Annotated in this window: 24 protein-coding genes; 9 read left to right on the top strand and 15 right to left on the bottom strand. The window is 71.2% G+C overall.

What is annotated here, in order from left to right; all coding sequences use genetic code 11:
- A partial coding sequence (locus C1J00_RS14125) for an LCP family protein (protein WP_245936337.1) occupies window positions 1–1,424 on the top strand: 1,424 nt, incomplete at its 5' end.
- 61 nt (window positions 1,425–1,485) lie between these two features.
- Here the strand turns inward: C1J00_RS14125 and C1J00_RS14120 are convergent.
- Window positions 1,486–2,043 (bottom strand): acyl-CoA thioesterase, encoded by a 558-nt coding sequence (locus C1J00_RS14120; RefSeq protein ID WP_180989550.1) that lies wholly within the window; start codon window positions 2,041–2,043, stop codon window positions 1,486–1,488.
- Window positions 2,044–2,162: 119 nt separating this feature from the next.
- Between C1J00_RS14120 and C1J00_RS14115 the strand changes: the two genes are divergently transcribed.
- A complete protein-coding gene (locus tag C1J00_RS14115) occupies window positions 2,163–3,467 on the top strand; it encodes an LCP family protein (protein ID WP_102909410.1) in 1,305 nt (434 codons plus the stop codon).
- A gap of 60 nt (window positions 3,468–3,527) precedes the next feature.
- Here the strand turns inward: C1J00_RS14115 and C1J00_RS14110 are convergent, their stop codons facing one another.
- Window positions 3,528–3,893 carry a four-helix bundle copper-binding protein gene (locus tag C1J00_RS14110; RefSeq protein ID WP_102909408.1) on the bottom strand — a complete coding sequence of 122 codons (366 nt, stop codon included), beginning with the start codon at window positions 3,891–3,893 and terminating at the stop codon, window positions 3,528–3,530.
- Window positions 3,894–4,139: 246 nt separating this feature from the next.
- Between C1J00_RS14110 and C1J00_RS14105 the strand changes: the two genes are divergently transcribed.
- On the top strand, window positions 4,140–5,345 hold the full coding sequence (locus C1J00_RS14105) for a phospholipase D-like domain-containing protein (protein WP_102909407.1): 1,206 nt from the start codon (window positions 4,140–4,142) through the stop codon (window positions 5,343–5,345).
- 33 nt (window positions 5,346–5,378) lie between these two features.
- Here the strand turns inward: C1J00_RS14105 and C1J00_RS14100 are convergent, their stop codons facing one another.
- Entirely contained in the window at window positions 5,379–6,536 is a 1,158-nt protein-coding gene (locus tag C1J00_RS14100; RefSeq protein ID WP_102909406.1) for an acyl-CoA dehydrogenase family protein, read from the bottom strand.
- Between the two features lie 188 nt (window positions 6,537–6,724).
- Here C1J00_RS14100 and C1J00_RS14095 point away from each other — a divergent pair, with 188 nt between their 5' ends.
- The gene (locus C1J00_RS14095; protein ID WP_102909405.1) at window positions 6,725–8,068 is read left to right on the top strand and encodes a UDP-glucose dehydrogenase family protein; all 1,344 of its coding nucleotides are present in this window, start codon (window positions 6,725–6,727) and stop codon (window positions 8,066–8,068) included.
- A gap of 466 nt (window positions 8,069–8,534) precedes the next feature.
- Here the strand turns inward: C1J00_RS14095 and C1J00_RS14090 are convergent, their stop codons facing one another.
- Window positions 8,535–9,041 (bottom strand): CGNR zinc finger domain-containing protein, encoded by a 507-nt coding sequence (locus C1J00_RS14090; RefSeq protein ID WP_102909403.1) that lies wholly within the window; start codon window positions 9,039–9,041, stop codon window positions 8,535–8,537.
- Window positions 9,042–9,157: 116 nt separating this feature from the next.
- Between C1J00_RS14090 and C1J00_RS14085 the strand changes: the two genes are divergently transcribed.
- Window positions 9,158–9,529, top strand: a complete 372-nt coding sequence (locus tag C1J00_RS14085) for a VOC family protein (RefSeq protein WP_102909401.1) — start codon at window positions 9,158–9,160, stop codon at window positions 9,527–9,529.
- A 14-nt stretch (window positions 9,530–9,543) separates the two neighbouring features.
- The gene (locus C1J00_RS14080) at window positions 9,544–9,936 is read left to right on the top strand and encodes a VOC family protein (RefSeq protein WP_102909399.1); all 393 of its coding nucleotides are present in this window, start codon (window positions 9,544–9,546) and stop codon (window positions 9,934–9,936) included.
- A gap of 46 nt (window positions 9,937–9,982) precedes the next feature.
- Here C1J00_RS14080 and C1J00_RS14075 read toward each other — a convergent pair whose 3' ends face one another.
- From C1J00_RS14075 to C1J00_RS14050, 4 genes are all read right to left on the bottom strand, one after another.
- Window positions 9,983–11,119, bottom strand: coding sequence for a dipeptidase (locus tag C1J00_RS14075; protein WP_102909398.1), 1,137 nt, complete (start codon window positions 11,117–11,119; stop codon window positions 9,983–9,985).
- Window positions 11,120–11,513: 394 nt separating this feature from the next.
- Window positions 11,514–12,701 (bottom strand): dipeptidase, encoded by a 1,188-nt coding sequence (locus tag C1J00_RS14060; protein ID WP_102909397.1) that lies wholly within the window; start codon window positions 12,699–12,701, stop codon window positions 11,514–11,516.
- A 5-nt stretch (window positions 12,702–12,706) separates the two neighbouring features.
- Window positions 12,707–13,234 carry a 5-(carboxyamino)imidazole ribonucleotide mutase gene (gene purE, locus C1J00_RS14055; RefSeq protein WP_102909395.1) on the bottom strand — a complete coding sequence of 176 codons (528 nt, stop codon included), beginning with the start codon at window positions 13,232–13,234 and terminating at the stop codon, window positions 12,707–12,709.
- Entirely contained in the window at window positions 13,231–14,406 is a 1,176-nt protein-coding gene (locus C1J00_RS14050) for a 5-(carboxyamino)imidazole ribonucleotide synthase (protein WP_102909393.1), read from the bottom strand. Before C1J00_RS14050 ends, purE begins: the two co-directional genes overlap by 4 nt.
- A gap of 162 nt (window positions 14,407–14,568) precedes the next feature.
- Between C1J00_RS14050 and C1J00_RS14045 the strand changes: the two genes are divergently transcribed.
- Entirely contained in the window at window positions 14,569–15,084 is a 516-nt protein-coding gene (locus C1J00_RS14045) for a GtrA family protein (protein WP_102909392.1), read from the top strand.
- 5 nt (window positions 15,085–15,089) lie between these two features.
- Here the strand turns inward: C1J00_RS14045 and C1J00_RS14040 are convergent, their stop codons facing one another.
- Both C1J00_RS14040 and C1J00_RS14035 read right to left on the bottom strand, forming a co-directional pair.
- Window positions 15,090–16,361: a sensor histidine kinase gene (locus tag C1J00_RS14040; protein ID WP_102909391.1), complete on the bottom strand. Its 1,272-nt coding sequence runs from the start codon at window positions 16,359–16,361 to the stop codon at window positions 15,090–15,092.
- Between the two features lie 35 nt (window positions 16,362–16,396).
- Entirely contained in the window at window positions 16,397–17,074 is a 678-nt protein-coding gene (locus tag C1J00_RS14035) for a response regulator transcription factor (protein ID WP_102909389.1), read from the bottom strand.
- A 515-nt stretch (window positions 17,075–17,589) separates the two neighbouring features.
- Between C1J00_RS14035 and C1J00_RS14030 the strand changes: the two genes are divergently transcribed.
- Window positions 17,590–19,095, top strand: a complete 1,506-nt coding sequence (locus C1J00_RS14030; protein ID WP_102909387.1) for a peptide MFS transporter — start codon at window positions 17,590–17,592, stop codon at window positions 19,093–19,095.
- Window positions 19,096–19,240: 145 nt separating this feature from the next.
- Here the strand turns inward: C1J00_RS14030 and C1J00_RS14025 are convergent, their stop codons facing one another.
- From C1J00_RS14025 to C1J00_RS14010, 4 genes are all read right to left on the bottom strand, one after another.
- Window positions 19,241–20,242, bottom strand: coding sequence for a hypothetical protein (locus tag C1J00_RS14025; RefSeq protein WP_102909385.1), 1,002 nt, complete (start codon window positions 20,240–20,242; stop codon window positions 19,241–19,243).
- Between the two features lie 128 nt (window positions 20,243–20,370).
- Window positions 20,371–21,066 carry an LPXTG cell wall anchor domain-containing protein gene (locus tag C1J00_RS14020; protein ID WP_102909384.1) on the bottom strand — a complete coding sequence of 232 codons (696 nt, stop codon included), beginning with the start codon at window positions 21,064–21,066 and terminating at the stop codon, window positions 20,371–20,373.
- A gap of 276 nt (window positions 21,067–21,342) precedes the next feature.
- Entirely contained in the window at window positions 21,343–21,897 is a 555-nt protein-coding gene (locus C1J00_RS14015; protein ID WP_102909383.1) for an ATP-binding protein, read from the bottom strand.
- 255 nt (window positions 21,898–22,152) lie between these two features.
- Window positions 22,153–22,530: an STAS domain-containing protein gene (locus tag C1J00_RS14010; protein ID WP_102909382.1), complete on the bottom strand. Its 378-nt coding sequence runs from the start codon at window positions 22,528–22,530 to the stop codon at window positions 22,153–22,155.
- A gap of 250 nt (window positions 22,531–22,780) precedes the next feature.
- On the opposite strand from C1J00_RS14010, the gene C1J00_RS14005 reads away from it, so the two are divergent.
- Complete coding sequence (locus C1J00_RS14005) at window positions 22,781–23,695, top strand: RNA polymerase sigma factor SigF (RefSeq protein ID WP_102909414.1); 915 nt, start codon at window positions 22,781–22,783, stop codon at window positions 23,693–23,695.
- A gap of 140 nt (window positions 23,696–23,835) precedes the next feature.
- On the opposite strand, the gene hutI is transcribed toward C1J00_RS14005, so the two are convergent.
- The coding region (gene hutI, locus C1J00_RS14000; RefSeq protein ID WP_102909380.1) for an imidazolonepropionase at window positions 23,836–25,081 on the bottom strand (1,246 nt) is incomplete at its 5' end.

The raw sequence follows: 25,081 nt of genomic DNA, 5'->3' as shown, positions 1-25,081 counted from the left end.
CCCCCACCCCCCGCCGTGCTGCGCGCAGGCCGGCACCGCCCGCGCGGCGGCCGCGCTGGGGCATGCGGGCGGTCACCACGCTGTCCATGGTGGTCCTCGCCTCCGCCGGCATCGGGCACACGGTGATGACCAGCCTTGACGCGGACATCACCCGGGTCGACCCCTTCAAGGACATGAAGAACCGCCCGCGGGCGGGCCACGGCATGAACATCCTGCTGGTCGGCACCGATGGGCGCGAGAAGATCAGCAAGGAGGAGCGCCACAAGTACCGGCTGGGCGGCGCCCCCTGCCACTGCACCGACACGATCATGATCGTGCACATCTCCGAGGACCGGGAACGGGCGAGCGTGGTGAGCCTGCCGCGCGACTCGTACGCGGTGATGCCGGCGCACGTCGACCGGGTGTCGGGCAAGCGGCACCAGGGGCACCCCGTCAAGCTGAACGCCGCGTACGCCGAGGGCGGGCCGCAGCTGACCGTGCGCACGGTCGAGAACATGACGAAGGTGAAGATCGACCACTACCTGGAGGTCGACTTCACCAGCTTCATGAAGACGGTGGACGTGGTCGGGGGCGTGCCGATCTGCACCGCCGACCCCCTGAAGGACAGCTACACCGGCCTGAACCTCCCGGCAGGACGGCACACGCTCGCGGGCGGGCAGGCGCTCCAGTTCGTCCGCGCCCGCCACATCGACGGGGCGTCCGACCTCGGCCGCATGAAGCGGCAACAGCGGTTCATGGCGGCGCTCGTGGAACGGCTCACCTCGTCCGGGATCCTCCTGAACCCGATGAAGTTCCGGGACGTGACGCGGGCGGTGCTCGGCTCGGTCCGGGCCGACAAGGGCTTCGGCACGGACGAGATGCTGGACCTGGGCCGCGCGATGCGGAACTTCTCCCCGTCCTCCTCCGAGTTCACGACGGTCCCGATCGGGCGGATGGGATACGCCGTGAAGGGCGTCGGCTCCACACTGAAGTGGGACGCCGAGAAGTCCGAGCGTCTCTTCCGGGCCCTGCGCCAGGACCAGCCGCTGTCGCCGCACCGGTCGCGCGGTGCGGCCCGGATCGTCCCGGTCGCCCCGCAGCAGATCCGCGTCCAGGTGGAGAACGGCACCCGCACGCCCGGCCTCGGCCGCCGTGTGGACGCCGCCCTGGCGTCGACGGGCTTCCGCACGACACGCGCCCCCGTGAACTCCGCCACGCGTGACGTGAAGCGCACCGTCGTCGCCTACGACCCCCGCTGGGACCGCTCGGCCAAGTCACTCGCGACCGCCCTGCCGGGCAGCGAGCTGCGGGTGGTCAAGGGCCTGGGGCCGACCCTGAAGGTCATCGCCGGTGCGGATTTCGAACGCGTCCACAAGGTGCGGGCCGAGGATCCGGGGCAGGGCGAGTTCGGCGTGGTGCGGGGAGACGAGGTGGCTTGCGGGTAGGAACCCGGGCGGCCGGGTCCCGTGTGCGGACCCTGATCCTGGGAGTTCAGGCCCCCTCTGGTCAGTCCTCGAACCCGTCGGCCGCCCGCTTCTCCCGCAGGTCCATGATCGCCCGGCGGCGGGCCAGGCGGTGGGTGCGGCGGATCTGGGCCTCCTGGTAGCGGCGCTTGTCGCGCTCGGTCTCCGGGAGGACCGGCGGGACCCGGCGGGGCTTGCCGTCGGCGTCGACCGCGGCGAAGACGAGGTACGCCGAGCCGACCTGGGTGGGCGGGGCGGACTCGTTCCAGCGTTCGGCCAGGACCCGGACGCCGACCTCCATGGACGTCCGGCCGGTCCAGTTCACCTGCGCCTTGACGTGCACCAGGTCACCGACGCGGACCGGCTCCAGGAACGCCATCTCGTCCATGGACGCGGTGACCGCCGGCCCGCCGGAGTGCCGCCCGGCCACCGCCCCCGCCGCGTCGTCGACCAGCTTCATGATCACGCCGCCGTGCACGGTCCCCAGAAGGTTCGTGTCGTTGTGGGTCATGATGTGGCTGAGGGTGGTGCGGGACGCCGAAGTCGGCTTGCCCGGGATATCCGGACTGCCGGAATCCGCAGCTGGGACCTGGTCTGTCATGGCCCCTACCTTATGCCGACGCGGTATGAGGGGGATTTGTGTCAGCTTCGCCACAGCCGTGCTCTGATTTTCCGACGACTCTTGTATGGCGCACTACGGGGACCTGCACACTGGGGCGCATGAATGACTGGCCCGAGGGATTTTCCGGCGACAACCGCGGCAGGCGGTACGGACGCGGCAGCTCGAGCGCGCAGCCCGAGAGCGCCCGTGTCATGCGGCAGGTCCGCCGCGGTCCGGCGGCATCACCCGGGCAGGCGCCGTACGGCGGGGCACCGCCGTACGGCGGCGGAGTGCCCCCGCAGCCGTCGTACGTCGACGGCGGCGGCCACGGCCCCGGCGACGGTTACGACAGCGGTTACAACACCGGCCAGGTCTACGGCTCCCCCGGGGGCGGCAGAGGCCCCGGCGGTCCGGGTGACGGCATGTACGAGCCGCGCCCCGCGCCGAACTGGCGCCGCCGCATCAAGGTGACGGCCATCACGCTGGTGACGCTGCTGGTCGTGACGAGCGTCGGCACGTACTTCTGGGCCGACTCCAAGCTCAACCGCGAGGTCGACCTGTCGAAGGTCATCGACCGTCCGGAGGCGGGCGAGGGCACCAACTACCTGATCGTCGGCTCCGACAGCCGCAAGGGCATGTCGGCCGAGGAGAAGAAGAAGCTCCACACGGGGTCCGCCGAGGGCAAGCGCACGGACTCGATGATGATCCTGCACACCGGCGGCGGCGCCCCGACGCTGATCTCGCTGCCACGCGACTCGAACGTCACGATCCCGTCGTTCAAGGGCTCCGACTCCGGCAAGTTCTACCCGGCCACCGGCCGCCAGACGAAGCTGAACGCGGCCTACGCCGAGGACGGCCCGGAGCTGCTGGTCCGCACGGTGGAGGCCAACACGGGCCTGCACATCGACCACTACGTGGAGATCGGCTTCGCCGGCTTCGCGAACATCGTCGACGCGGTCGGCGGCGTCGAGATGGACATCCCGAAGGACATCAAGGACACCAAGTCCGGCGCGGACCTCAAGAAGGGCCGGCAGACCCTCGACGGCGAGCAGGCCCTCGCCTTCGTCCGCACCCGCTACGCCCTCGAGGGCTCCGACCTGGACCGCACGAAGAACCAGCAGAAGTTCCTGTCCGCCCTGGCCAACCAGGTCGCCACCCCGGGCACGATCATGAACCCCTTCAAGCTGTACCCGACCATGAGCGCCGGCCTGGACACCCTCGTGGTGGACAAGGACATGGGCCTGTTCGACCTGGCGTCCATGTTCTGGGCGATGAAGGGTGTCAGCGGCGGTGACGGCAAGTCGATGAACATGCCGATCGCGGGCAACGCCCCCAACGGCAACCTCCAGTGGAACACCGCGAAGGTGAAGACGCTGGTGAGCCAGCTGAAGAACGACGAGACCGTCACCGTCTCGGGCAACTGAGCGGGCAGGCAGCACGAAGGGGGCACCCGGGCGGGTGCCCCCTTCGTCGTGAGGCGCAGCTCACATCGAGGCGGCCGACATCGAGCGGCACGACTCGGCGCAGCGGCGACAGGCCTCGGCGCAGCGCATCATCTGCGCGTCCTCCGGCATGGACATACACGCCTCGGCGCACATGTCACAGGCGCGGGCGCACATCGCGCACATCTCGGCCATGAGGGGCGAGCGCCGCATCATCATGTCGGCGCACATACGCGTCATCTCGGCACAGTCCATGACCGTGCGCATGATCTGCATCTGGGCCGGGCCGCCCATCTGCAGACAGGAGCTCATGGTCTCCTCGCACACGCTGTGGCAGGTCATGCACGTCTGGACGCAGTCCTGCATCTCCTTGCTCAGCGGGGTGGCGGTGGCGGGTTGCTGGGTCATGACATCCTCCGGGGGGAGGCGGGAGCCGCGGATCGGCGCCCGCTCCTCTCGTCCTACGCCTGTGGCCCCATGAGCACCACAGGGCGGAGCCGCCCGAGCGTGATCCGGTCCGTTTGTGAGGCACGACTCAGCGGGCTCTGCGTGAAAGCACCGGCAGCGGCAAAAAGGGGTTGCAGGCGCGCCGGGGCCTCGGCGCGCCTGCCAGGGCGGGGGCGGCCACACACCGTGCAGGGGGGAGACCCACACATGACACAGCGGACGTACGACGAACCGCGGACTTCGGGTGCGCGAGGCCCACAGGCGCAGAAGCAGCGGCTGCGCAGACGGCTGGAGCGGCTGATCGGCATCGCCGCGACCGAGGGCAACGAGCTCGTGCCACTGCGCAACGGGGACGAGATCTTCCCCGCGATGCTGGCCGCCATCCGGGCCGCCGAGCACACCGTCGACATGATGACGTTCGTGTACTGGCGCGGCGAGGTCGCCCACGAGTTCGCCGCCGCCCTGGCCGAGCGGGCCCGCGCGGGCGTCCGGGTGCGGCTGCTGCTGGACGGCTTCGGGGCCAAGGAGATAGAGCGGGACCTGCTGGACGCCATGGACGAGGCAGGCGTCCAGGTGGCCTGGTTCCGCAGACCCACGCGCCTGTCGCCGATGCGGCAGAACCACCGCTGCCACCGCAAGGTGCTGGTCACCGACGAGCACACGGCCTTCACCGGGGGCGTGGGCATCGCGCAGGAGTGGTGCGGCGCCGCCCGGAACCCGGACGAGTGGCGCGACACCCATGTACGGGTCCGCGGCCCCGCCGTGGACGGCATCGCCGCGGCCTTCGCCCAGAACTGGGCCGAGTGCCACGCCGACCTCTACGACGACCACGACCGCTTCACCGCCCAGGAGCAGCCGGGGCGGGCCACGGTCCAGGTCGTGCGGGGGTCGGCCGCGTTCGGCTGGCAGGACATGCAGACCGTCCTGCGGGTCCTGATCACCTCGGCGCAGGAGCGCCTGCGGCTGGCCACCGCGTACTTCGCCCCCGACACCTACTTCATCGGCCTGCTGGCCGCGGCGGCCCGCCGCGGGGTCCGGGTCGAGATCCTGCTGCCCGGCCCGCACACCGACCAGCGGGCGTGCCTGCTGGCCGGGCGGCAGCACTACCAGACGCTGGTCGACGCCGGTGTGGACGTACGGGAGTTTCAGCCGACCATGCTCCACACGAAGATCATCACGGTGGACGGGGTCTGCTCCCTCATCGGCTCGACCAACTTCAACCGCCGCTCCATGGAGCACGACGAGGAGGTCGTCCTGGCCGTCCTGGACGAGGACTTCACGGCGGAGATCGACGGCGACTTCGAGGCCGACCGGGAGCGGAGCGAGCCGATCGACCCCGCCCGCTGGAAGCGGCGGCCCCTGCCCCTGCGCCTCGCCGAGACCGCGGTGACCCCGATCCGGCGCTTCCTGTGAGGGGCCGGAGCATCCCGGCCCCCGGAGCGGGGGCTACGGCAGGTTGCGCGCCATGACGATGCGCTGGACCTGGTTCGTGCCCTCATAAATCTGTGTGATCTTGGCGTCGCGCATCATGCGCTCCACGGGGTAGTCGCGGGTGTAGCCGTATCCGCCGAGGAGCTGGACCGCGTCCGTCGTGGCCTCCATCGCCACGTCCGAGGCGAAGCACTTGGCGGCGGCGCCCAGGTAGGTGAGGTCGGCGTCGACGCGCTGGGAGGCGGCGGCGGCCTGGTAGGTCAGCGCGCGGGCAGCCGAGATCTTCATGGCCATGTCGGCGAGCATGAACTGGATGCCCTGGAAGTCGGCGATCGGCTTGCCGAACTGCTTGCGCTCCTGGACGTAGCCCTTGGCGTAGTCGAGGGCGCCCTGGGCGATGCCGAGGGCCTGGGCGGCGATGGTGATGCGGGTGTGGTCGAGGGTCTTCATCGCCGTGGCGAAGCCGGTGCCCTCCTCGCCGATCATGCGGTCGGCGGGGATGCGGACGTTGTCGAGGTAGACCTCGCGGGTCGGGGAGCCCTTGATGCCGAGCTTCTTCTCCGGCGCGCCGAAGGAGACGCCCTCGTCGGACTTCTCGACGACGAAGGCGGAGATGCCCTTGGAGCGCTTGGCCGGGTCGGTGACGGCCATCACCGTGTAGTACTCGGACTCACCCGCGTTGGTGATCCAGCGCTTCACGCCGTTGAGGACGTAGAAGTCGCCGTCGCGGACGGCCTTGGTCTTCATGCCGGCGGCGTCGGAGCCGGCGTCCGGCTCGGAGAGGCAGTAGGAGAACATGCCGTCGCCCTTGGCCAGCGGGGTCATGTACTTCTTCTTCAGATCCTCGGAGCCGGAGAGGATCACCGGCAGGGAGCCCAGCTTGTTGACGGCCGGGATGAGGGAGGAGGAGGCGCACACCCGGGCGACCTCTTCGATCACTATGACGGTGGCCAGCGCGTCGGCGCCGGACCCGCCGTACTCCTCGGGCACGTGCACGGCGTGCAGTTCGTTCGCGACCAGCGCCTTGAGGGCCTCGTGCGGGAAGCGGGCCTCCTCGTCCACCGCGGCGGCGTGCGGCGCGATCTTCGCCTCGGCCAGCGAGCGGACGGCGTCACGGAGCATGTCGTGCTCCTCGGACGGGCGGTACAGGTCGAAGTCAGCCGATCCGGCCAAGGTCTCTCACGCTCCAAAACGCTGCGATGCTGACGCTAACTACCGTTAAGTAATCAAAAGTTTATGGGGTAGCCCACCGGAGTGATACGTGAGGTAGGCGACAGCCAGGAAGTTGCCCGGTGAAGCGCGCCGCCATGCCCCGGCTATGCTCGGGCGCGCACAGCATGCCGTAGACCCCTGGAGCACCCATGGCCCTGAAGATCACCGTGATCGGCACCGGTTATCTCGGCGCGACACACGCGGCGGCCATGGCCGAGCTGGGGTTCGAGGTGCTCGCCCTCGATGTCGTGCGCGAGAAGATCGAGAAGCTGGAGCGGGCCGAGGCCCCGATGTACGAGCCGGGTCTCGAGGAGCTGCTGCGCAAGCACGTCGCCGGCATCGACGGCTCCAGCGGCCGGCTGCGCTTCACGCAGGACTGGGCCGAGGTCGGGGCCTTCGGCGATGTGCACTTCGTCTGTGTGAACACCCCGCAGCGGCACGGCGAGTACGCCTGCGACATGAGCTACGTCGACTCCGCGTTCGCGTCGCTCGCCCCGCATCTGCACGGTCCGGCGCTGGTCGTCGGCAAGTCGACGGTGCCCGTGGGTTCCGCTGACCGCCTCGCCGCCTACCTGGCCGCGCACGCGCCCGCCGGTCAGGACGCCGAGCTGGCGTGGAACCCGGAGTTCCTGCGCGAGGGCTTCGCCGTGGACGACACGCTGCACCCCGACCGTCTCGTGGTGGGCGTGCGCAGCGAGCGGGCCGAGAAGCTGCTGCGGGAGGTGTACGCGACGCCGATCGCCGAGGGTTCGCCGTTCGTGGTCACGGACTTCCCGACCTCGGAGCTGGTGAAGACCTCCGCGAACTCCTTCCTCGCCACGAAGATCTCGTTCATCAACGCGATGGCGGAGGTGTGCGAGGCCGCGGGCGGTGATGTCGCGAAGCTGGCGGAGGCCATCGGCTACGACGACCGCATCGGCAAGAAGTTCCTGCGGGCCGGGATCGGCTTCGGCGGCGGTTGCCTGCCGAAGGACATCCGGGCGTTCATGGCGCGCGCCGGTGAGCTGGGCGCGGACCAGGCGCTGACGTTCCTGCGGGAGATCGACTCGATCAACATGCGCCAGCGCGGGCAGATGGTGGAGCTGGCCCGGCAGGCGCTGGGCGGCGGGTCGTTCCTGGGCAAGCGGGTGGCGGTACTGGGCGCGACCTTCAAGCCCGACTCGGACGACGTACGGGACTCCCCCGCACTGAACGTCGCCGGGCAGATCCACCTCCAGGGCGGCCAGGTCACGGTCTACGACCCCAAGGGCATGGACAACGCCCGCGGTGTCTTCCCGACCCTCGGCTACGCCGACTCGGCGCTGGACGCCGTACGCGGCGCCGACATCGTGCTGCACCTGACGGAGTGGCGGGAGTTCCGCGAGCTGGACACCGAGGCGCTCGGCGAAGTCGCCACGGCCCGCCTCATCCTGGACGGGCGCAACGCCCTGGACCCGGAGCGCTGGCGCAAGGCGGGCTGGACGTACCGGGCGATGGGGCGTCCGAAGGCCTGAGCGCGCGAGCGCCAGAGCGGACGCCCGAGCGTACGCGGAGACAGGTGACGCCGGTTCGGCCGAGGCTCAGTCGGCCGAACCGGCGTCTTCGTGCATTCTGCACCACCGGGCCGTGCGGCGGGGCGGACAAGGGCTTTCCACCAGAGCTCCGTAGACGGAGCAGCGGCGTCCCGTGCGTGCTCCCGGCATGCCGGCGGAGTGTCCCGTGGCGGGGCCACCACGTCTTCCGCCCGCAGTGGCGCGAGTGCGGCGGTGCCGCGAGCATGTGCCGGGTGACGGCAGGAACGCGCGCCGGACGACGGCAGGAACATCCGCCGGACAACGGCAGCGACATGCGAACCGGCAGCGCGGCAGCGGCAGCGGCAGCGGCCGGAGCATCCGCCGGACGACGGCACGAACGCACAGGCCGGCGGCGGCCGAGCACGCGCCGGGCGGCGCGGCGCCATCGCGGTCCGGCAGAAGCCTTCTATACCTCCTTGGCCCGGTAGCGGCGCATCTTGGCGCGGGCTCCGCAGACCCGCATGGAGCACCAGCGGCCGCGGCCGGCCGGGCTGCGGTCGTAGTAGGCCCAGTGGCAGTCGGCGGCCTCGCAGGCCTTGAGACGGATCCAGGTGCCGGCGACCAGGGCCTCCGCGACGGCGGCGGCAACGCGCGCGTGCAGGGAGCGGTCGTTGGCGGGGGTGAGGGCGGCCGAGCCGTCCGCCGCGTCGACCGTGACGAGGAGCGGGGCTTCGGCCAGGAGTGCGCCGAGGGGGGCGACCTCGCGGTGCGGCGGGTGGCCGGCGTGCGCGAGGAGGGTCGCGCGCAGGGACTCGCGCAAGGTGCGGGCCCGGTCCGTCTCGTCCGCGGTGATGCCGAGGCGCTCCCGGCCGTCGGGGGTGTCCAGCGCGTCGGCGCCGGACTCGATGTCCAGCGTGTTCACCAGGGCCTCGACCAGGGCCAGGCCGCCGGGCGCGGGCGATCTCTCCGTCATGGCTGGACCGTACCTCTCGCGATTCCCCTTGCGAGGTTACCGTCAATGCGGGAGCATGCAGTAACGGTTACTGGTTACCTGCCTCTGTAGGTAACGCCGACTTCGAGGAGGAAGTCATGACTCTCGCCAAGCTGGGTGTCGTCGTCCTGGACTGTCCCGACCCGCGCGCACTGGCCGGTTTCTACGCCGAGGTCCTGGGCGGCACTCCGACGGTGGAGACCGACGGGGAGGAGGAGTGGGTCGACCTGAAGGTGCCGGGCGGTACACCGCTGGCCTTCCAGGCGTCCCCCGGGTACGTGCCTCCGACGTGGCCCTCCCCCGACGGCGCTCAGCAGTTCCACCTCGACCTCGTGGTGGACGACCTGGACGCGGCCGAGAAGGGCGTGCTGGCCCTCGGGGCGAAGCCGCTGGACGCCGAGGACCGGCAGCGGAGCTTCCGGGTTTACGCCGACCCTGCCGGGCACCCGTTCTGCCTCTGCGCCTGCTGACCTCCGGAGGCCCCGTGTCCGCCGTGGCACGTTTCCGTTCCGTGGTCGTCGACTGTCCCGACCCCCGCGAGCTGGCCCGCTTCTATGCGCGGGTCGGCGGCGGCACGCCGGAGGACGACGACCCCGACTGGGTGGTGCTCCGCGTCCCCGGTGGGCCCCGGCTCGCCTTCCAGCGCTCTCCCGGCCACACCCCGCCGGAGTGGCCGCGGGCGGACCGCAACGCACAGCAGTTCCACCTGGACTTCGACGCCGGATCCACCTGGGACGAGATCGACGCGGCCGAGGAGCGGGTGCTGGCACTGGGCGCGCGGGTGCTGGACAAGGAGGACGACGTGAAGAAGGACTTCCGCGTCTACGCCGACCCCGCGGGGCACCCGTTCTGCCTGTGCCGGATCGAGTCCGGCTGATCCCGCAGGCCGGCGGGCTCAGCGTCCAGCTCCGGGCCCCGGCGGGCTAAGCGTCCAGCTCCGAGATCGTCGCCGTCGACGGTTCGCGGCGCTGCTGTGCGGCGCGGGCCGTGAAGTCGGCGCCGCGGAGCACGCGCTGGACGTTGCCCCAGGTCAGCAGGGCCACATCGGCTTCCTCCCAGCCGCGCCGCAGCAGCTCGGCGATCAGCCGCGGATAGCAGGAGGTGTCGCCGAGCTCCTGCGGGTGGGCGGCTCCGGAGTCGTAGGTGCCTGACAGCCCGACGCAGTTCGCGCCTGCCACGGAGCGGATGTGGTCGAGATGGTCGGCGACATCGCGGACGGTGGGGCCGGTCTGCTCGGCGGTCAGCGGCACCAGGCACAGTCCCTTGGCCGCGCCCAGCTCCGCCAGCAGGTCGTCGGGGAGGTTGGCCGGGTGGGGGCGCAGGGTGCGGGCGGCGGAGCGGCTGCACAGCACGGGTGCCCGGGACAGGCTCAGGACGCGGCGGAGGGTCTGGGCGGAGGCGCCGGAGAGGTCGGCGATCACGCCGATGCGGTTCATCTCGCGCACGACCTCCTCGCCGAACCGGGTCAGCCCCGCGTCACTGGCCCAGGACACCCCGGTCAGGGTGAGGACGCGCAGGCCGAGCAGGTGCAGCTGGCGCAGGATGCCCAGCGAGTCGCCCAGGGCCGGGGCCCCGGCGGGGCCGAGGAGCACGGCGACGCGGCCGCAGTTGCGGGCGTCCGCGACCTGCCCGGCCGTGCAGGCCGGCCGCAGGCCCTCGGCGCAGGTCCGGACGACGGTCTTGGCCAGGTCCAGCTGCTCAAGGGTGGCGCCGACGGCCCGGTCACCGTCGAGGCCCTCGGGCAGGTGCAACGACCAGAACAGGGCGCCCACATGGCCGCTGCGCAGCCGGGGCACATCCGTGTCGACGGTGCTCTCGCCTTCCTCCAGGTCGTACCAGGGCAGGCGCTTGAGCGCCCAGGGCAGTCCGTTGTAGCCGTCGGCGACAGGGTGCGCGGCGAGGATGGCGCGGGCCCGCGTCATGGGCGCGTCGTCCGGGTCGGAGACGGGCTCGTAGGACTCCGCCGTGGCGATGCCCTCCTCGGGGTACGGCTCGGCCAGCTCGTCCAACTCGCCGGCGGCCGCGGCGGTGGGGCGCAGGTCGTCCTGGAGGTCTGCCATGGCGGCTCCGTACGGTCGCTCGTGAGGTACGGTCACCGTCGCACGGAGCGGGGAGCGGTTCCTGGTGGGCGGGGCGTTCGGAGTACGGCTCCGGCCGCCCGCGCAGGGTGCCCTCGGGGCAGCCGGGCGGCCTCGATGACCTCGTCCAGGGTGTCCCGGGAGCGCACCGGGCCGGCGATCATCCGGTCGATGCGGACGCGCTCGGCGATGAGGTCGGTGAGGTCGGTGACCGGCTTCGGCGTCGCGGCGGAGGGGCGGCGCCGGAGGGGCGGTCGTGTCGTGACCCGGCTGTGGCTCGCCTCTGGCTCGGAGCGCCGCTCAAACAGCTGCGCGACCGGTACTTCACGTACCTGGGCGGGGCGGCCGGCTGGACCGACCTCCCCGCCCTCGACGATCAGCCGACGGGCGCGTCCAGTGACTCGATCGTGGCGTTGGACGGCGGTCGCGCCGCCTGAAGCCCACGCGCCACATCCTCCGCCGCGTCCAGGACCCGGACCGCGTTCTTCCAGGTCAGTTTAGCCAGATCGGCCTTGGACCAGCCGCGGTCGAGCAGTTCCGCGAGGAGGTTCGGGTAGCCGGAGACGTCCGCGAGACCCTCGGGGGTGAAGGCCGTGCCGTCGTAGTCGCCGCCGATGCCGACGTGGTCGATGCCGGCCGCCTCGCGCATGTGGTCCAGGTGGTCGGCGACCGTCGCCACCGTCGCGACCGGGCGCGGCTGCCGCTCCTCGAAGGCGCGGTGGACCTTCATGGCCTGCGCGGTCGTGTCGAGGGGGTGGAAGCCGTGGGCGCGCATGTTCTCGTCGGCCGCGGCCGTCCAGTCGACCGCCGCCTGGAGCACGAACTTGGGCACGAACGTCACCATCGCCACGCCGCCGCCCGCGGCCAGCCGTTCCAGGACGTCGTCCGGGACGTTGCGCGGGTGGTCGCACACGGCCCGCGCGGAGGAGTGGGAGAAGATCACCGGGGCCGAGCTCGCGTCGAGCGCGTCCCGCATGGTCGTCGCCGCCACGTGCGAGAGGTCGACGAGCATGCCGAGCCGGTTCATCTCGCGCACGACCTCGCGGCCGAACGCGGTGAGGCCACCGGCCTTCGGCTCGTCGGTCGCGGAGTCCGCCCAGTCGACGTTGTCGTTGTGGGTGAGGGTCATGTACCGCACGCCGAGTCGGTACAGACCGCGCAGGGTGCCCAGGGAGTTGGCGATGGAGTGGCCGCCCTCCGCCCCCATGAGCGAGGCGATACGGCCCTCCCCGCGTGCGGCCTCCATGTCGGCGGCGGTGAGCGCGGGGCGCAGGTCCTCGGGGTGACGGGCCAGCAACTGCCGTACGCAGTCGATCTGTTCGAGCGTGGCGGCGACCGGGTCGGGCGAGTCCGTGCGGACGTACACCGACCAGTACTGCGCGCCGACCCCGCCCGCGCGCAGCCGGGGGATGTGGGTGTGCAGGTGGGCGCTCTGGTCGGCGGCGATGTCCCGCGCGTCGAGGTCGTAGCGGACCTGTGCGCGCAGCGCCCAGGGCAGGTCGTTGTGGCCGTCGACGACCGGGAACTCGCTCAGGAGTTCCCGGGCCGCCTCCAGGGAGGTCATCGTCGTCACTTCCCGGCGCCGAAGCCGAACCCGCCCGCGCCCTCGACCTTGGCGCGCAGGCGCTTGCCCTTCTCGGTGGCCTGGTCGTTGAGCTCCTGCTGGAAGTCGCGCATCCGGCCGCGCAGTTCCTCGTCGTGCGCGGCGAGGATGCGGGCCGCGAGCAGACCGGCGTTGCGGGCGCCGGCGACGGAGACCGTGGCGACGGGGACACCGGCCGGCATCTGCACGATCGACAGGAGGCTGTCCATGCCGTCGAGGTACTTCAGCGGCACGGGCACGCCGATGACCGGCAGCGGGGTCACGGAGGCGAGCATGCCGGGCAGGTGGGCGGCGCCACCGGCCCCGGCGATGATCACCTTGAGCCCGCGGGCGTCGGCCTGCTCGCCGTAGGCGACCATCTCGCGCGGCATGCGGTGCGCGGAGACGACGTCGACCTCGTAGGCGATCTCGAACTCGTCGAGGGCCTTGGCGGCGGCCTCCATGACGGGCCAGTCGGAGTCCGACCCCATGACGATGCCAACAACAGGGCTCATTCGGTGATGGTGCCTCTCAGGTAGCCGGCTGCGTGACGGGCGCGCTCCAGCACGTCGTCGAGGTCGTCGCCGTAGGTGTTGACGTGACCGACCTTGCGGCCGGGCTTCACGTCCTTGCCGTACATGTGGATCTTGAGCTGCGGGTCGCGTGCCATGCAGTGCAGGTACGCGGAGTACATGTCCGGGTAGTCGCCGCCCAGGACGTTGACCATGACCGTCCACGGGGCGCGCGGGCGCGGGTCGCCGAGGGGCAGGTCCAGGACCGCCCGGACGTGGTTGGCGAACTGGCTGGTGACGGCGCCGTCCATCGACCAGTGGCCGGAGTTGTGCGGGCGCATCGCGAGCTCGTTGACGAGGATCCGGCCGTCGCGGGTCTGGAACAGCTCGACGGCGAGGTGCCCGACGACGTCGAGCTCCTTGGCGATGTTCAGGGCCATCTCCGAGGCCCGGACCGCGAGGCCCTCGTCGAGGTCGGGGGCCGGGGCGATGACCGTGTCGCAGACGCCGTTGACCTGGCGGGACTCGACGACCGGGTAGGCGACGGCCTGGCCGTGCGGGGACCGTACGACGTTGGCGGCGAGCTCGCGGAGGAAGTCGACCTTCTCCTCGGCGAGCACGGGGACACCGGCCTTGAACGGCTCGGCGGCCTCCTCGACGGAGTGGACGACCCACACGCCCTTGCCGTCGTAGCCGCCGCGCACGGTCTTGAGGACGACGGGGAATCCGCCACTCTCGGCTTCGCTCGAGCGGGAGGTGCCCCCACCGCCCTCGGCGGCGAAGGCGGCCACGTCCTGCGGATCGGAGACGATCCTGTGCCGGGGGCAGGGGACGCCGATCGCGTCGAGCTTCGCGCGCATCACCCCCTTGTCCTGGGCGTGCACGAGCGCGTCGGGGCCGGGACGCACGGGGATGCCGTCCGCCTCCAGTGCCCTGAGGTGCTCGGTGGGCACGTGTTCGTGATCGAAGGTGATCACATCGCACCCACGGGCGAACTCGCGCAGCGTGTCGAGATCGCGATAGTCGCCGACGACGACATCGCTCACGACCTGCGCAGCGGAGTCCTGCGGGGTGTCACTGAGGAGCTTGAACCTGATGCCCAGCGGGATGCCCGCCTCGTGTGTCATACGAGCGAGCTGGCCACCGCCGACCATGCCGACTACCGGGAACGTCACTCCCCCAGGGTAATGGTCACGCCGGAGTGGCCGGTTTCCTGCCCCTTCCCGGGCCGCACGGACCATCTCCGGCCGTCCACGGGCATCCCCAGGAAGATCGCGCGGGAGGGTGGTTAGCATGGCTGGGTTGACGCCGACACACGGACGGGGGCCTGCACGGCCATGGGACATGGTGCCTCTCGGCTCCGGCGGTTCGTCCGCGAAGTCGCCAAATTCGGTGCGGTGGGCGGTGCCGGGGTGCTGGTCAACCTCGTCGTCTTCAACCTGGTGCGGCACACCACCGACCTCCAGGTGGTGCGCGCGAGCGTCATCGCCACCGTCGTCGCGATCGTCTTCAACTACGTCGGCTTCCGCTACTTCACGTACCGCGACCGCGACAAGAGCCGCCGTACCCGTGAGATGACCCTGTTCCTGCTGTTCAGCGCGATCGGCCTGGTCATCGAGAACGGCGTCCTGTACGCGGCCACGTACGGCTTCGGCTGGGACACCCCGCTTCAGAACAACGTCTTCAAGTTCCTCGGCATCGGCGTCGCGACCCTGTTCCGCTTCTGGTCCTACCGCTCGTGGGTCTTCCGCGCGCTCCCCGGCCCGGAGACACCGGCGGCTGCTCCGGGCCCCGTCCCGGTCCCGCAGAACGACCCGGCCGACCCGCGGAAGACCAGGCAGCAGGTCCCGTAGGCCGCCTAGCGGACCATCGGCTCCTCGTTGTGGGTCTTGGGCAGTGCCGTGCGGGACAGGAACAGGCCGAAGATCGGGGGCTTGGTCTGGAGCATCTCCAGGCGGCCGCCGTCGGCCTCCGCCAGGTCGCGGGCCACCGCCAGGCCGATGCCCGTGGAGTTGCGGCCGCTGATCGCCCGTTCGAAGATGCGGGCGCCGAGGTCGGCGGGGACGCCGGGGCCCTCGTCCGTGACCTCGATGACCGCCTGGTTCCCGGTGACGCGGGTGCGCAGGGCCACCGTGCCGCCGCCGTGCATGAGGGAGTTCTCGATCAGCGCGGCCAGGACCTGCGCGACCGCGCCGGGCGTGCCCACCGCGTGCAGATGCCGTTTGCCGGAGCTGACGATCGCCCGCCCCGCACTGCGGTACGCCGGGCGCCACTCGGCGAGCTGCTGCTGGATGACCTCGTCGAGGTCGAAGGAGACGGCGGAGCCGGTGCGCGGGTCGCGGGAGTTCGTCAGCAGCCGCTCCACGACGTCGGTGAGCCGCTCGACCTGCGTCAGCGCGATCGTCGCCTCCTCCTTCACGGTGTCCGGGTCGTCGGTGAGGGTGATCTCCTCCAGCCGCATCGACAGCGCCGTGAGCGGGGTGCGCAGCTGGTGGGAGGCGTCCGCGGCCAGCCGGCGTTCGGCGGTCAGCATGCGGGCGATGCGCTCGGCGGAGCCGTCCAGCACGTCGGCCACCCGGTCCAGCTCGGGCACCCCGTACCGCTTGTGCCGGGGGCGCGGATCGCCCGAGCCGAGCCGCTCGGCGGTCTCAGCGAGGTCGGTCAGGGGCGACGCCAGCCGGTTCGCCTGGCGGACGGCCAGCAGTACCGCGGCCACCACCGCCAGCAGGGCGACCAGCGCGATGATCAGCAGCGTCCGGCCGACCTCCCGGGTCACCGAGGAGCGTGGCTCCTGGACGGTGACCGTCTCGCCCTCCTCACCGGGGGCGGTCGCGCTGATGACGTCCCCGGCGGGCTTCGTGCCGACCTCGATCGGCGCCTCCCCGGGGAGCCGGATCACCGCGTAGTAGTGGTTCTGCGTGACCTGTTCACGCAGCACCTCCGCGTCGACCTGCTGATCCCCGAAGAGCCGGCTGTCGACGATGCTGGCCAGCCGCACCGCCTCGGACTCCACCCGCTCCTGGGCGCTGTTGCTGATCGTCCGCGTCTCGACGATGACGAGCGAGACGCCGAAGACGGCGATCACGACCAGCACCACGGAGAGCGTGGACTGGATCAGTCGGCGGCGCATGTCCTGTTACCCGATCGCCCGTGCCTGCCCGCGGCTCAGCTCTTCTCGAAACGGAAACCCACACCGCGCACGGTGGCGATGTAGCGGGGGTTGGCCGCGTCGTCGCCGAGCTTCTTGCGCAGCCAGGAGATGTGCATGTCGAGGGTCTTGGTCGACGACCACCAGGTGGTGTCCCAGACCTCCCGCATGAGCTGGTCGCGGGTGACGACCCGGCCCGCGTCGCGCACCAGCACCCGCAGCAGGTCGAACTCCTTCGCGGTGAGCTGGAGCTCCTCCTCGCCCATCCAGGCGCGGTGGGACTCGACGTCGATGCGCACGCCGTGGGTGGCGGGCGGCTGCTGCGGCTCGCTGGCGCCGCGCCGGAGCAGGGCCCGCACGCGCGCGAGCAGCTCGGCGAGCCGGAACGGCTTGGTGACGTAGTCGTCGGCGCCCGCGTCGAGCCCGACGACGGTGTCCACCTCGTCGGCGCGCGCGGTCAGGATGAGGATCGGGATGGCGTGGCCTTCGCCACGCAGGCGGCGGGCCACCTCCAGGCCGTCCATGCCGGGCAGGCCGAGGTCGAGCACGACCAGGTCGATGCTCCCCTGCAGTCCGGCGTCGAGAGCGGTGGGTCCGTCCTCGCGGACCTCGACCTCGTAGCCCTCCCGGCGCAGGGCGCGGGCCAGCGGCTCCGAGATGGACGCATCGTCCTCGGCGAGCAGTACACGGGTCATGAGGTGATGGTAGACCTGCGACGCCCTGAGCCGGGGTGTGACCGGAAGCCTTCATTCTTACCGTAGGCACACCCGCTTCTTACGTTGCCGGGGTAGACGTACAGACCTGTGCCTTAGCGGTGAGATTTGAGTAAGGACCTTCGAATCAGTGTGTACGGTTCCCCCTGCACCTGTGATCCGTGCCTCAAGTCCTTCCATATGCGGCGGTGTCCTGCCGTATGGTGAATCGACGCCTGTAGCACCACGGCGACCTTCGGAGGCCATGTGCCCTGAAGGTCTCTTTTGTGCGCGGGCCGGTTCTCGCCGGCCCCCGAGAGAAGCGACCTGTGGCCGGGCCTCGTCGTGCGGGGACGCGCGTAGAGGCGTGGATCCCGGTGGCGACCGCCCACCGCTCCGTGACCCGGAGCGGACCCCCCGTAGGCGTCGGACGGACGGCCGTACCACCGGTGCCGGCAGCCCCCCACCGGGCGCACCACCGCTGCCGCGGGGCGCGTCCCGAGCAGCAAGGAACGACCATGGCGTCCAGCCTGACGAAGGACTCGGCCCGACCGGGCACCCCCGGTTCCGAGAAGACCTTCTTCGGCCACCCCCGCGGACTGGCCACTCTGTTCATGACCGAGATGTGGGAGCGCTTCTCCTACTACGGCATGAGGGCCCTGCTCCCGCTGTACCTGGTGGCCCCGGGTGGCCTGCACCTGAGCGCGGGCACGGCGACGGCGATCTACGCCGTGTACCTGTCGCTGGTGTACCTGCTCACCCTGCCCGGCGGCTGGTTCGCCGACCGTGTGCTCGGCCCCCGCAAGACGGTCGCCGTCGCGGGCGTGGTCATCATGCTCGGCCACCTGTGCCTGGCGCTGCCCGCCGCCGCGAGCTTCTACGTCGGTCTCGGCCTGGTCGCCATCGGCTCCGGTCTGCTGAAGGCCAACATCTCCACGATGGTCGGCCACCTCTACGACGGCCCGGAGGACCCGCGCCGCGACGGTGGCTTCACGGTCTTCTACATCGGCATCAACCTCGGGGCCTTCATCGCGCCGCTGGTCATCGGAACCGTCGGCGAGAGCGTCGACTGGCACCTGGGCTTCGCGCTGGCCGCGCTCGGCATGGCGCTGGGCCTCGTGCAGTTCCTGCTGGGCAGCCGTCACCTGGACGCGAGGAGCAGCGAGGTCCCGACCCCGCTGTCGCCCGCCGAGAAGGCGTCCACCCTGCGCAAGGGCCTGATCTGGCTGGCCGTCGCCGTGGTCTTCTACGGCCTGGTGGGCGGCACCGGCCACTTCACCCTGAACTGGGCTCTCATCCCGCTGACGCTGCTCGGCCTGATCGTGCCGATCCTGGTCATCACCCGCATCCTGCGCGACAAGGACCTCGATTCCGGCGAGCGCTCGAAGGTGTCGGCGTACATCTGGTTCTTCGTCGCCGCCGCCGTGTTCTGGATGATCTACGACCAGGGCGGCTCGACCCTGTCGCTGTTCGCCGAGAAGAGCGCCGACAACACCGTCTTCGGCTGGGAGTTCCCGGTCTCGTGGTACCAGTCGGTCAACCCGGTCCTGATCATGGCGCTGGCGCCGGTCTTCGCCTGGCTGTGGCTGTGGCTCAACCGGCGCGGCCAGGAGCCGAGCACCATCGTGAAGTTCGCCTCCGGGCTGGTGCTGGTGGGTGCGTCGTTCTTCCTCTTCCTCGCCCCGCTGTCGATCGCCGAGGGCGGTCACAAGGCCGCGGCGATGTGGCTGGTCGCGGTCTACTTCGTGCAGACCGTCGGTGAGCTGACCCTGTCGCCGGTGGGCCTGTCCGTGACGACGAAGATGGCGCCGGCGAAGTACGCCTCGCAGATGATGGGCGTCTGGTTCCTCGCGGTCACCGCGGGCGACTCCGTCACCGCGCTGCTGTCCAACCCGGCCGTCGGCGGGGTCAACCTCGACCGGACGGGCTTCGTGGCGCTGGAGGCGGCGCTGGCGGTGGTCGCCGGCTTCGCGGTGTACATGTACCGCAAGAAGGTCAAGGCCATGATGGGCGACGTCCGCTGACACCTTCACCGGGCCACCGGATCACCGGACGCCGGTTCACCGGTCATCGGGCCACGGTCACCGGGCCCCGGTCACCAGGCCACCGGCCCACCGGCCCACGGTTCAAGCGAAGGGCCGCCGCACCCCCAGGGGCGGCGGCCCTTCGTCATGGCCTTCGCGCCGCGGACCGGTCGGCTTCCGGACCGGACCAGGACGGGGCCGCGGACCCGCGGGCGGCGGGCAGCCGCATACGGTGGGCCGGCCGGGCCGCGTGGCCGGGGCGGCGCGGGTGCACCCGGTCGACCACGGCCAGTGCGGCACGGAACAGCGCCGCCGGGACGACCAGCAGGACGAGGGCCCAGAACAGCGTCACGCCCCAGGGGCGGCCCACGCCCCAGGGGTGTTCGGCGAGCACTTTGCCGCCGTACTTCAGCGACACGGTGTAGTCGCCGTGCGCTCCTGCTCCGAGCTCCACGGGCAGCTCGATACGGGCCTTGCCGCCGGGCCGGATCGTGCCCCGCCACCGCTGGTCCTGCCACTCGGGGGCGAACACGCCGTGCGAGGTGCCGACCTGGAAGACCGGGTCGCGCACGGGGGACGTGCCGACGTTGCCGACGGTGACCACGAGCGTCCGGGAGGGCGGGGAGCCGAACCAGGTGAGCAGACCGCCGGATCCCCGCAGCCTCGTGTCCGCGAGCAGGGAGAGCCGCCCCCCGGCCGCGTCCGCGGGCAGCGGTTCGACGGCGTGCCCGGCGACCTGGAGGGCCGCGTCGGCCTCGGCCCCCGCTCCTGCTCCCGCCCCCGTCACGGTCGCCACGTGCACCACGCAGGGGCACGGCACCGGCGGCTCCACGACGGGCAGTTCACGGCGGAAACGCCCCTCCGCGTCGGTGGTGACGGCCCGGCCGTCGGCGTTGGCGCAGGAGTTGGTGCCGCCGGTCACGCCCCGCTCCGGCTCGGCCTGCCCGCACACGAGCAGCGTCAGCAGGGCACGGGGCCGCCAGCCGCTGCCGCTGACGGTGACGGAACCGCCCGTCCCGGCCTGGGACGCGGACAGCTCGACCACGGGCCGCTCCCCCGCCCCTGCGGGCCCGGCGCCCGCCAGGGCCAGCAGCAGCGCCAGCAGAATCGGCAGTGACCTGTACGCAGGACGGAAGACGGGCGGCATCGGCGGCTCCAGCGGTCGTTGCGCTCAGCGGTACACCTGCCGGGAAGGGCGTTCGGCGGTCAACGGCCCACCTGGCGGTCAACCCACACTGACCGGCGGTGCGGTCGACGACCCACCCCGACGGGCGATCAACGGCCCACCCCCTGCCCCTGGTGACGCCGGGTCAGCCACAGGGCGCCTGCCGCTCCGGCGAGCAGGACCGTGCCGCCGAGGGTGCCGAGGGCGATGGCCGAGTCCTCGGGCCCGGTCTGCGGAAGTCCGGCACCGCTGTCCGGGCCGGAGCCGCCGCCCTGGGCGGAGCCGGTGGTGCCACCGCCGGCCGTGACGTCGAGGGTGAGGGAGGGGCCCGGGTCGTTCGTCGGAGTGCACGTGGTCGTCGTACCGAGCGCCTTGATGGTGAGCACACCGGCCGTGAAGCTGACCTGGCCGCTCTTCTTCGGCGTGTACGTGCCGCTCAGGTCGCTGATCTTGATGGGCGTATTGGCCGGGATCGCGGCGTCGTTGGCGGGGCCGGTCACCGACAGGGTGCCGCTGTCGGCGCCGCCCAGGGCGATGGTGGCGCTCGGCGCCATCGCGCCCTTGCCCAGTTCGACGGGGCTGGAGGAGACGCCCTTCTGCCAGGACATGGTGATCCGGTAGCCACCGCCGCTCCTGACACCCTTGATGTCGATGGGCGAGACGGCACTCTTGTCGCCGATCGGGGTCTTGCACTGGTAGTTGACGTCGACGACCTCGGCCCGGGCGACGGGGGCGGCCATCCACACCGCCGAGCCGGCCAGGGCCGCGGCGGACGCGAGCACGGCGGTTCGTTTCCGGTACGACACGGTGCCGCTCCCCTTCCTGTTCCTGACGGTGCATCAGGTAATCGGACAGGGCCGCCAAGGTACGCCTGGGGCCTTGAGGAAGGAAGACACAGTGCGGGCCGGATCTGCGGCGGGACGGTCACCCGTTCGGAGGCTCCAGGGGCGGCCGCGTCTGCCGGGAATCCGACAGGCCTGCACAAGATCGGACAGGTATGCACAGAATCGGGCTGGTACGTCCGGGACAGCGTGGGATGCCCGAAAACAGGAGAGCTACCCGACATCGGGAGCTGCCCGCTGTCAGGCGGGTGCGCCCAGTTCCGCCCAGACCGTCTTACCGGAGACTCCCGGCGTACGGACGACGCCCCAGTCCAGGCACAGGCGCTGGACGATGAACATGCCGTGACCGCCCGGGCGTCCCGCTCGGTGCGGGGTGCGGGGAGCCGGCTGGCCGGTGCCGCGGTCCGCGACCTCGACGCGGATCATCTTGTTGTCGCAGGTGATGCGCAGCTGGTCCGGCCCCTCGGCGTGCAGGCAGGCGTTGGTGACCAGCTCGGAGACGACCAGCAGGACGTCCTCGGCGGCGGCGCGCTGGTCGGCGGAGGCGGCGGGCAGCCAGCCCCACGCGTGCAGCGCCTGGCGGGTGAAGTCGCGGGCCAGCGGAACGACGCCGCTCTGGTCCTCGAAGCTCAGCCGACGCACCTGCGGGCCCCCCGGCGGTGCCACGGCCCCGGACGGCGCACCCACTCCCTCGCCGGACGCACCGGCCGCCGCTACGCCACCCTCGGACGCCCCGGAAGCGCCGCCGGGCTCCGGCCCGCGGTCGCCCGGCGAGTAAGGCCGGGTGGTGCTCATCAGCGCTTCACCTCACCGATTCACCAGTTCACGATTCAAAAATTCCACTACACGGTCCGTCACACCGTCGGTCACGCTGTGCGCGGCGCGTCGGTTCCGCGGCGCTACCGTCGCCCTGGCGACCGACAGGTTCAGGATGTCTCCTGCCCTGGCGGACGAGTGGGACACCCATGTATTTCGCACGAATGACGTGACAGGGCCGACACACCGGCCACAGGGAGATGTCCGAGGCGCCGCGCACCGACACACCGCCGGTCAGCCCGGCTCGTCGGCCAGGGCCGCCTCGAGCGAGTCGTGGACGCTGAAGACCGCATCCGCACCCGTGATCTCGAATACGCGCGCTACCACCGGCTGCATACCGGCGAGCGAGACGCCGCCACCGGCGGCCTCCGCCTTCAGCCGCGCCCCGAGGAGCACGTTGAGCCCCGTGGAGTCGCAGAACTCCAGCCGCGCGCAATCGATGACCAGGCGCTTGAATCCCTTGGCGAGGCAGTCTTCGAGTGGCTCACGCAACAGATCGGCGGTGTGGTGATCCAACTCACCCGCCGGGGTCACGACGGCGTTGGAGCCCTCTTCCCGCACCTCCACCAGAAGCCGGCCAGACTGTGCGCTGCCGACCGTCCCGCGGTCCATGCCGTCTCTCTCTCCCGACGTCGAGGTGGTTGCTGACGCCCTCGCACACTACGCCTTCCCAGCACGCTTCGACACCCGAACAACTGCACACAAACGGACATATGCCCACAGAACGCACTTGCGGTGGGCTCGGGAAAGCGGGTAGGCCTAGTAAGGACACGTACCCGACACGGCCGGCTTTGGAGGCGCCGCACACCGCAGTGCACCTAACGGCTCCGGCAGCCATATGCCGAGAACGATGGAGGACATCATGTCACCCCGGCTCGACGCATCGCGTACCCAGAAAGCGACGTCGACACCCCCTGCGGAACATCTGGATCCCATCGGGCAGGACGAGATGCTCGTCACACAGGACGGCCTTCTCGCCGGACTTCCGGACATCCCCCCGTACGAGGAAGTCGGCGCGGTCGACGCCCGGGCCCTGTCCAAGACCCTCTTCGAGCGTCTGGAGACGCTGGAGGAAGGGACCCACGAGTACTCGTACGTCCGCAACACGCTCGTCGAACTGAACCTCGCGCTGGTCAAGTTCGCCGCCTCCCGCTTCCGCTCCCGCAGCGAGCCGATGGAGGACATCATCCAGGTCGGCACCATCGGCCTGATCAAGGCGATCGACCGCTTCGAGCTCTCCCGCGGTGTGGAGTTCCCCACATTCGCGATGCCGACGATCGTCGGTGAGATCAAGCGCTTCTTCCGCGACACCTCGTGGTCCGTGCGCGTTCCGCGGCGGCTCCAGGAGCTGCGGCTCGACCTGGCCAAGGCCGGGGACGAGCTGGCCCAGAAGCTGGACCGCGCCCCGACGGTGGCCGAACTGGCCGATCGCCTCGGCCTCTCCAACGACGAGGTCGTCGAGGGCATGGCCGCGTCGAACGCCTACACCGCTTCCTCGCTGGACGCCCAGCCGGAGGAGGACGACTCCGAGGGCGCGCTCGCGGACCGCATCGGCTACGAGGACCACGGGCTCGAAGGCATCGAGTACGTCGAGTCGTTGAAGCCACTGATAGCCGAACTGCCGCCGCGCGACCGCAAGATCCTGTCCCTGCGGTTCGTCGCGGGCATGACCCAGTCGGAGATCGGCGAAGAACTCGGCATCTCGCAGATGCACGTCTCGCGTCTGCTGTCGCGGACGCTGGTACGGCTGCGCAAGGGGCTGACCGTCGAGGAGTGATCCTCGGCCAGGGTGTACGTGTCCCTCGGGGCGGGCCGCACGGCCCGCCCCCGGGCGCGTGTCACCGGTGGTCCCCGGCTCACCGCGACGGACCACAGCAGCCGGAGAGGCACCCCGCCCGGCTGTCGCGGCTCCGCTGATCACATCACGCGCTCTCCGCGCCGCCACACCGCGCTGACCAGCGGGACGCCGGGCCGGTAGGCCAGGTGGACGTGGCTCGGGGCGTCGAGGAGCGTCAGGTCGGCGTACGCACCCGGTGTGAGGCGGCCGATGTCGGTGCGCCGCAGGGCCGCCGCGCCGCCCGCCGTGGCCGACCACACCGCCTCGTCCGGCGTCATCCCCATGTCCCGTACGGCCAGGGCGACGCAGAACGGGACGGACGAGGTGAAGGACGAGCCGGGGTTGCAGTCCGTGGACAGCGCGACGGTGACACCGGCGTCCAGCAGCCGCCGCGCGTCCGGCCACTCGGCCCGCGTGGAGAACTCGGCGCCGGGCAGCAGGGTGGCGACGGTACGGCTGTCGGCCAGGGCGTCCACGTCCGCGTCCGTGAGGTGGGTGCAGTGGTCGGCGCTGGCGGCGTCGAGCTCGACCGCGAGCTGCACGCCGGGGCCGTACGACAGCTGGTTGGCGTGAATGCGTGGGTGCAGACCCCGGGCCTTGCCGGCGGTGAGGATCGCGCGGGCCTGGTCGCCGTCGAAGGCGCCCTTCTCGCAGAACACGTCGATCCAGCGGGCGTACGGGGCGCAGGCGTCGAGCATCTCGCCGGTGACCAGGGCGACATAGCCGGCCGGGTCCTCGGCATGGTCCGGCGACACGATGTGGGCGCCGAGATAGGTGACCTCGTCGGTGTGGGCGGCGGCGATGCGCAAGGCGCGGGCCTCGTCCTCGACGGTCAGGCCGTAGCCGGACTTGGTCTCGAAGGTGGTGGTGCCCTGGCGCAGGGCCTCGCGGAGGTAACGGGTGAGGTTGGCCTCCAGTTCCTCGTCGCTCGCCGCCCGCGTGGCCGCGACGGTGGTGCGGATGCCGCCCGCGCCGTATGGCCGCCCGGACATCCGGGCGTTGAACTCCTGCGTCCGGTCGCCCGCGAAGACGAGGTGGGAGTGGGAGTCCACGAAGCCGGGCAGGACCGCCCGGCCACCGGCGTCGACCCGATTGTCAGTGGCGGGTGCTTTCCTGTGATCACCGGTCCACACGACGCGGTCGCCCTCGATGGCGACGGCCGCGTCCTGGACCAGTCCCAGGGGGGAACCGTCACCGGAGGAGGGGTCGTTGGTGACCAGGGCTGCGATGTTGGTGATGAGCGTGCTTGCGGTGCTCGCGGAGTGGGCGGGGCTGACGGTCGTCGCGTTGCTCATGGCGTCCTTGGTGGCCTGGTCGGCGGTGGGG

The organism is Streptomyces cahuitamycinicus (assembly GCF_002891435.1).
Taxonomy (GTDB): Bacteria; Actinomycetota; Actinomycetes; order Streptomycetales; family Streptomycetaceae; genus Streptomyces; species Streptomyces cahuitamycinicus.
Note: the sequence above shows the minus strand (reverse complement) of the source record. Positions and strands in the feature narration are given on the sequence as shown.

Excerpts from the sequence above, each read along its gene's own strand:
- C1J00_RS14120 (WP_180989550.1), bottom strand. The coding sequence starts at position 2,043 with ATGACAGACCAGGTCCCAGCTGCGGATTCCGGCAGTCCGGATATCCCG.
- C1J00_RS14115 (WP_102909410.1), top strand. The coding sequence starts at position 2,163 with ATGAATGACTGGCCCGAGGGATTTTCCGGCGACAACCGCGGCAGGCGG.
- C1J00_RS14110 (WP_102909408.1), bottom strand. The coding sequence starts at position 3,893 with ATGACCCAGCAACCCGCCACCGCCACCCCGCTGAGCAAGGAGATGCAG.
- C1J00_RS14105 (WP_102909407.1), top strand. The coding sequence starts at position 4,140 with ATGACACAGCGGACGTACGACGAACCGCGGACTTCGGGTGCGCGAGGC.
- C1J00_RS14095 (WP_102909405.1), top strand. The coding sequence starts at position 6,725 with ATGGCCCTGAAGATCACCGTGATCGGCACCGGTTATCTCGGCGCGACA.
- C1J00_RS14090 (WP_102909403.1), bottom strand. The coding sequence starts at position 9,041 with ATGACGGAGAGATCGCCCGCGCCCGGCGGCCTGGCCCTGGTCGAGGCC.
- C1J00_RS14085 (WP_102909401.1), top strand. The coding sequence starts at position 9,158 with ATGACTCTCGCCAAGCTGGGTGTCGTCGTCCTGGACTGTCCCGACCCG.
- C1J00_RS14075 (WP_102909398.1), bottom strand. The coding sequence starts at position 11,119 with ATGGCAGACCTCCAGGACGACCTGCGCCCCACCGCCGCGGCCGCCGGC.
- C1J00_RS14060 (WP_102909397.1), bottom strand. The coding sequence starts at position 12,701 with ATGACCTCCCTGGAGGCGGCCCGGGAACTCCTGAGCGAGTTCCCGGTC.
- purE (WP_102909395.1), bottom strand. The coding sequence starts at position 13,234 with ATGAGCCCTGTTGTTGGCATCGTCATGGGGTCGGACTCCGACTGGCCC.
- C1J00_RS14045 (WP_102909392.1), top strand. The coding sequence starts at position 14,569 with ATGGGACATGGTGCCTCTCGGCTCCGGCGGTTCGTCCGCGAAGTCGCC.
- C1J00_RS14040 (WP_102909391.1), bottom strand. The coding sequence starts at position 16,361 with ATGCGCCGCCGACTGATCCAGTCCACGCTCTCCGTGGTGCTGGTCGTG.
- C1J00_RS14035 (WP_102909389.1), bottom strand. The coding sequence starts at position 17,074 with ATGACCCGTGTACTGCTCGCCGAGGACGATGCGTCCATCTCGGAGCCG.
- C1J00_RS14030 (WP_102909387.1), top strand. The coding sequence starts at position 17,590 with ATGGCGTCCAGCCTGACGAAGGACTCGGCCCGACCGGGCACCCCCGGT.
- C1J00_RS14025 (WP_102909385.1), bottom strand. The coding sequence starts at position 20,242 with ATGCCGCCCGTCTTCCGTCCTGCGTACAGGTCACTGCCGATTCTGCTG.
- C1J00_RS14015 (WP_102909383.1), bottom strand. The coding sequence starts at position 21,897 with ATGAGCACCACCCGGCCTTACTCGCCGGGCGACCGCGGGCCGGAGCCC.
- C1J00_RS14010 (WP_102909382.1), bottom strand. The coding sequence starts at position 22,530 with ATGGACCGCGGGACGGTCGGCAGCGCACAGTCTGGCCGGCTTCTGGTG.
- C1J00_RS14005 (WP_102909414.1), top strand. The coding sequence starts at position 22,781 with ATGTCACCCCGGCTCGACGCATCGCGTACCCAGAAAGCGACGTCGACA.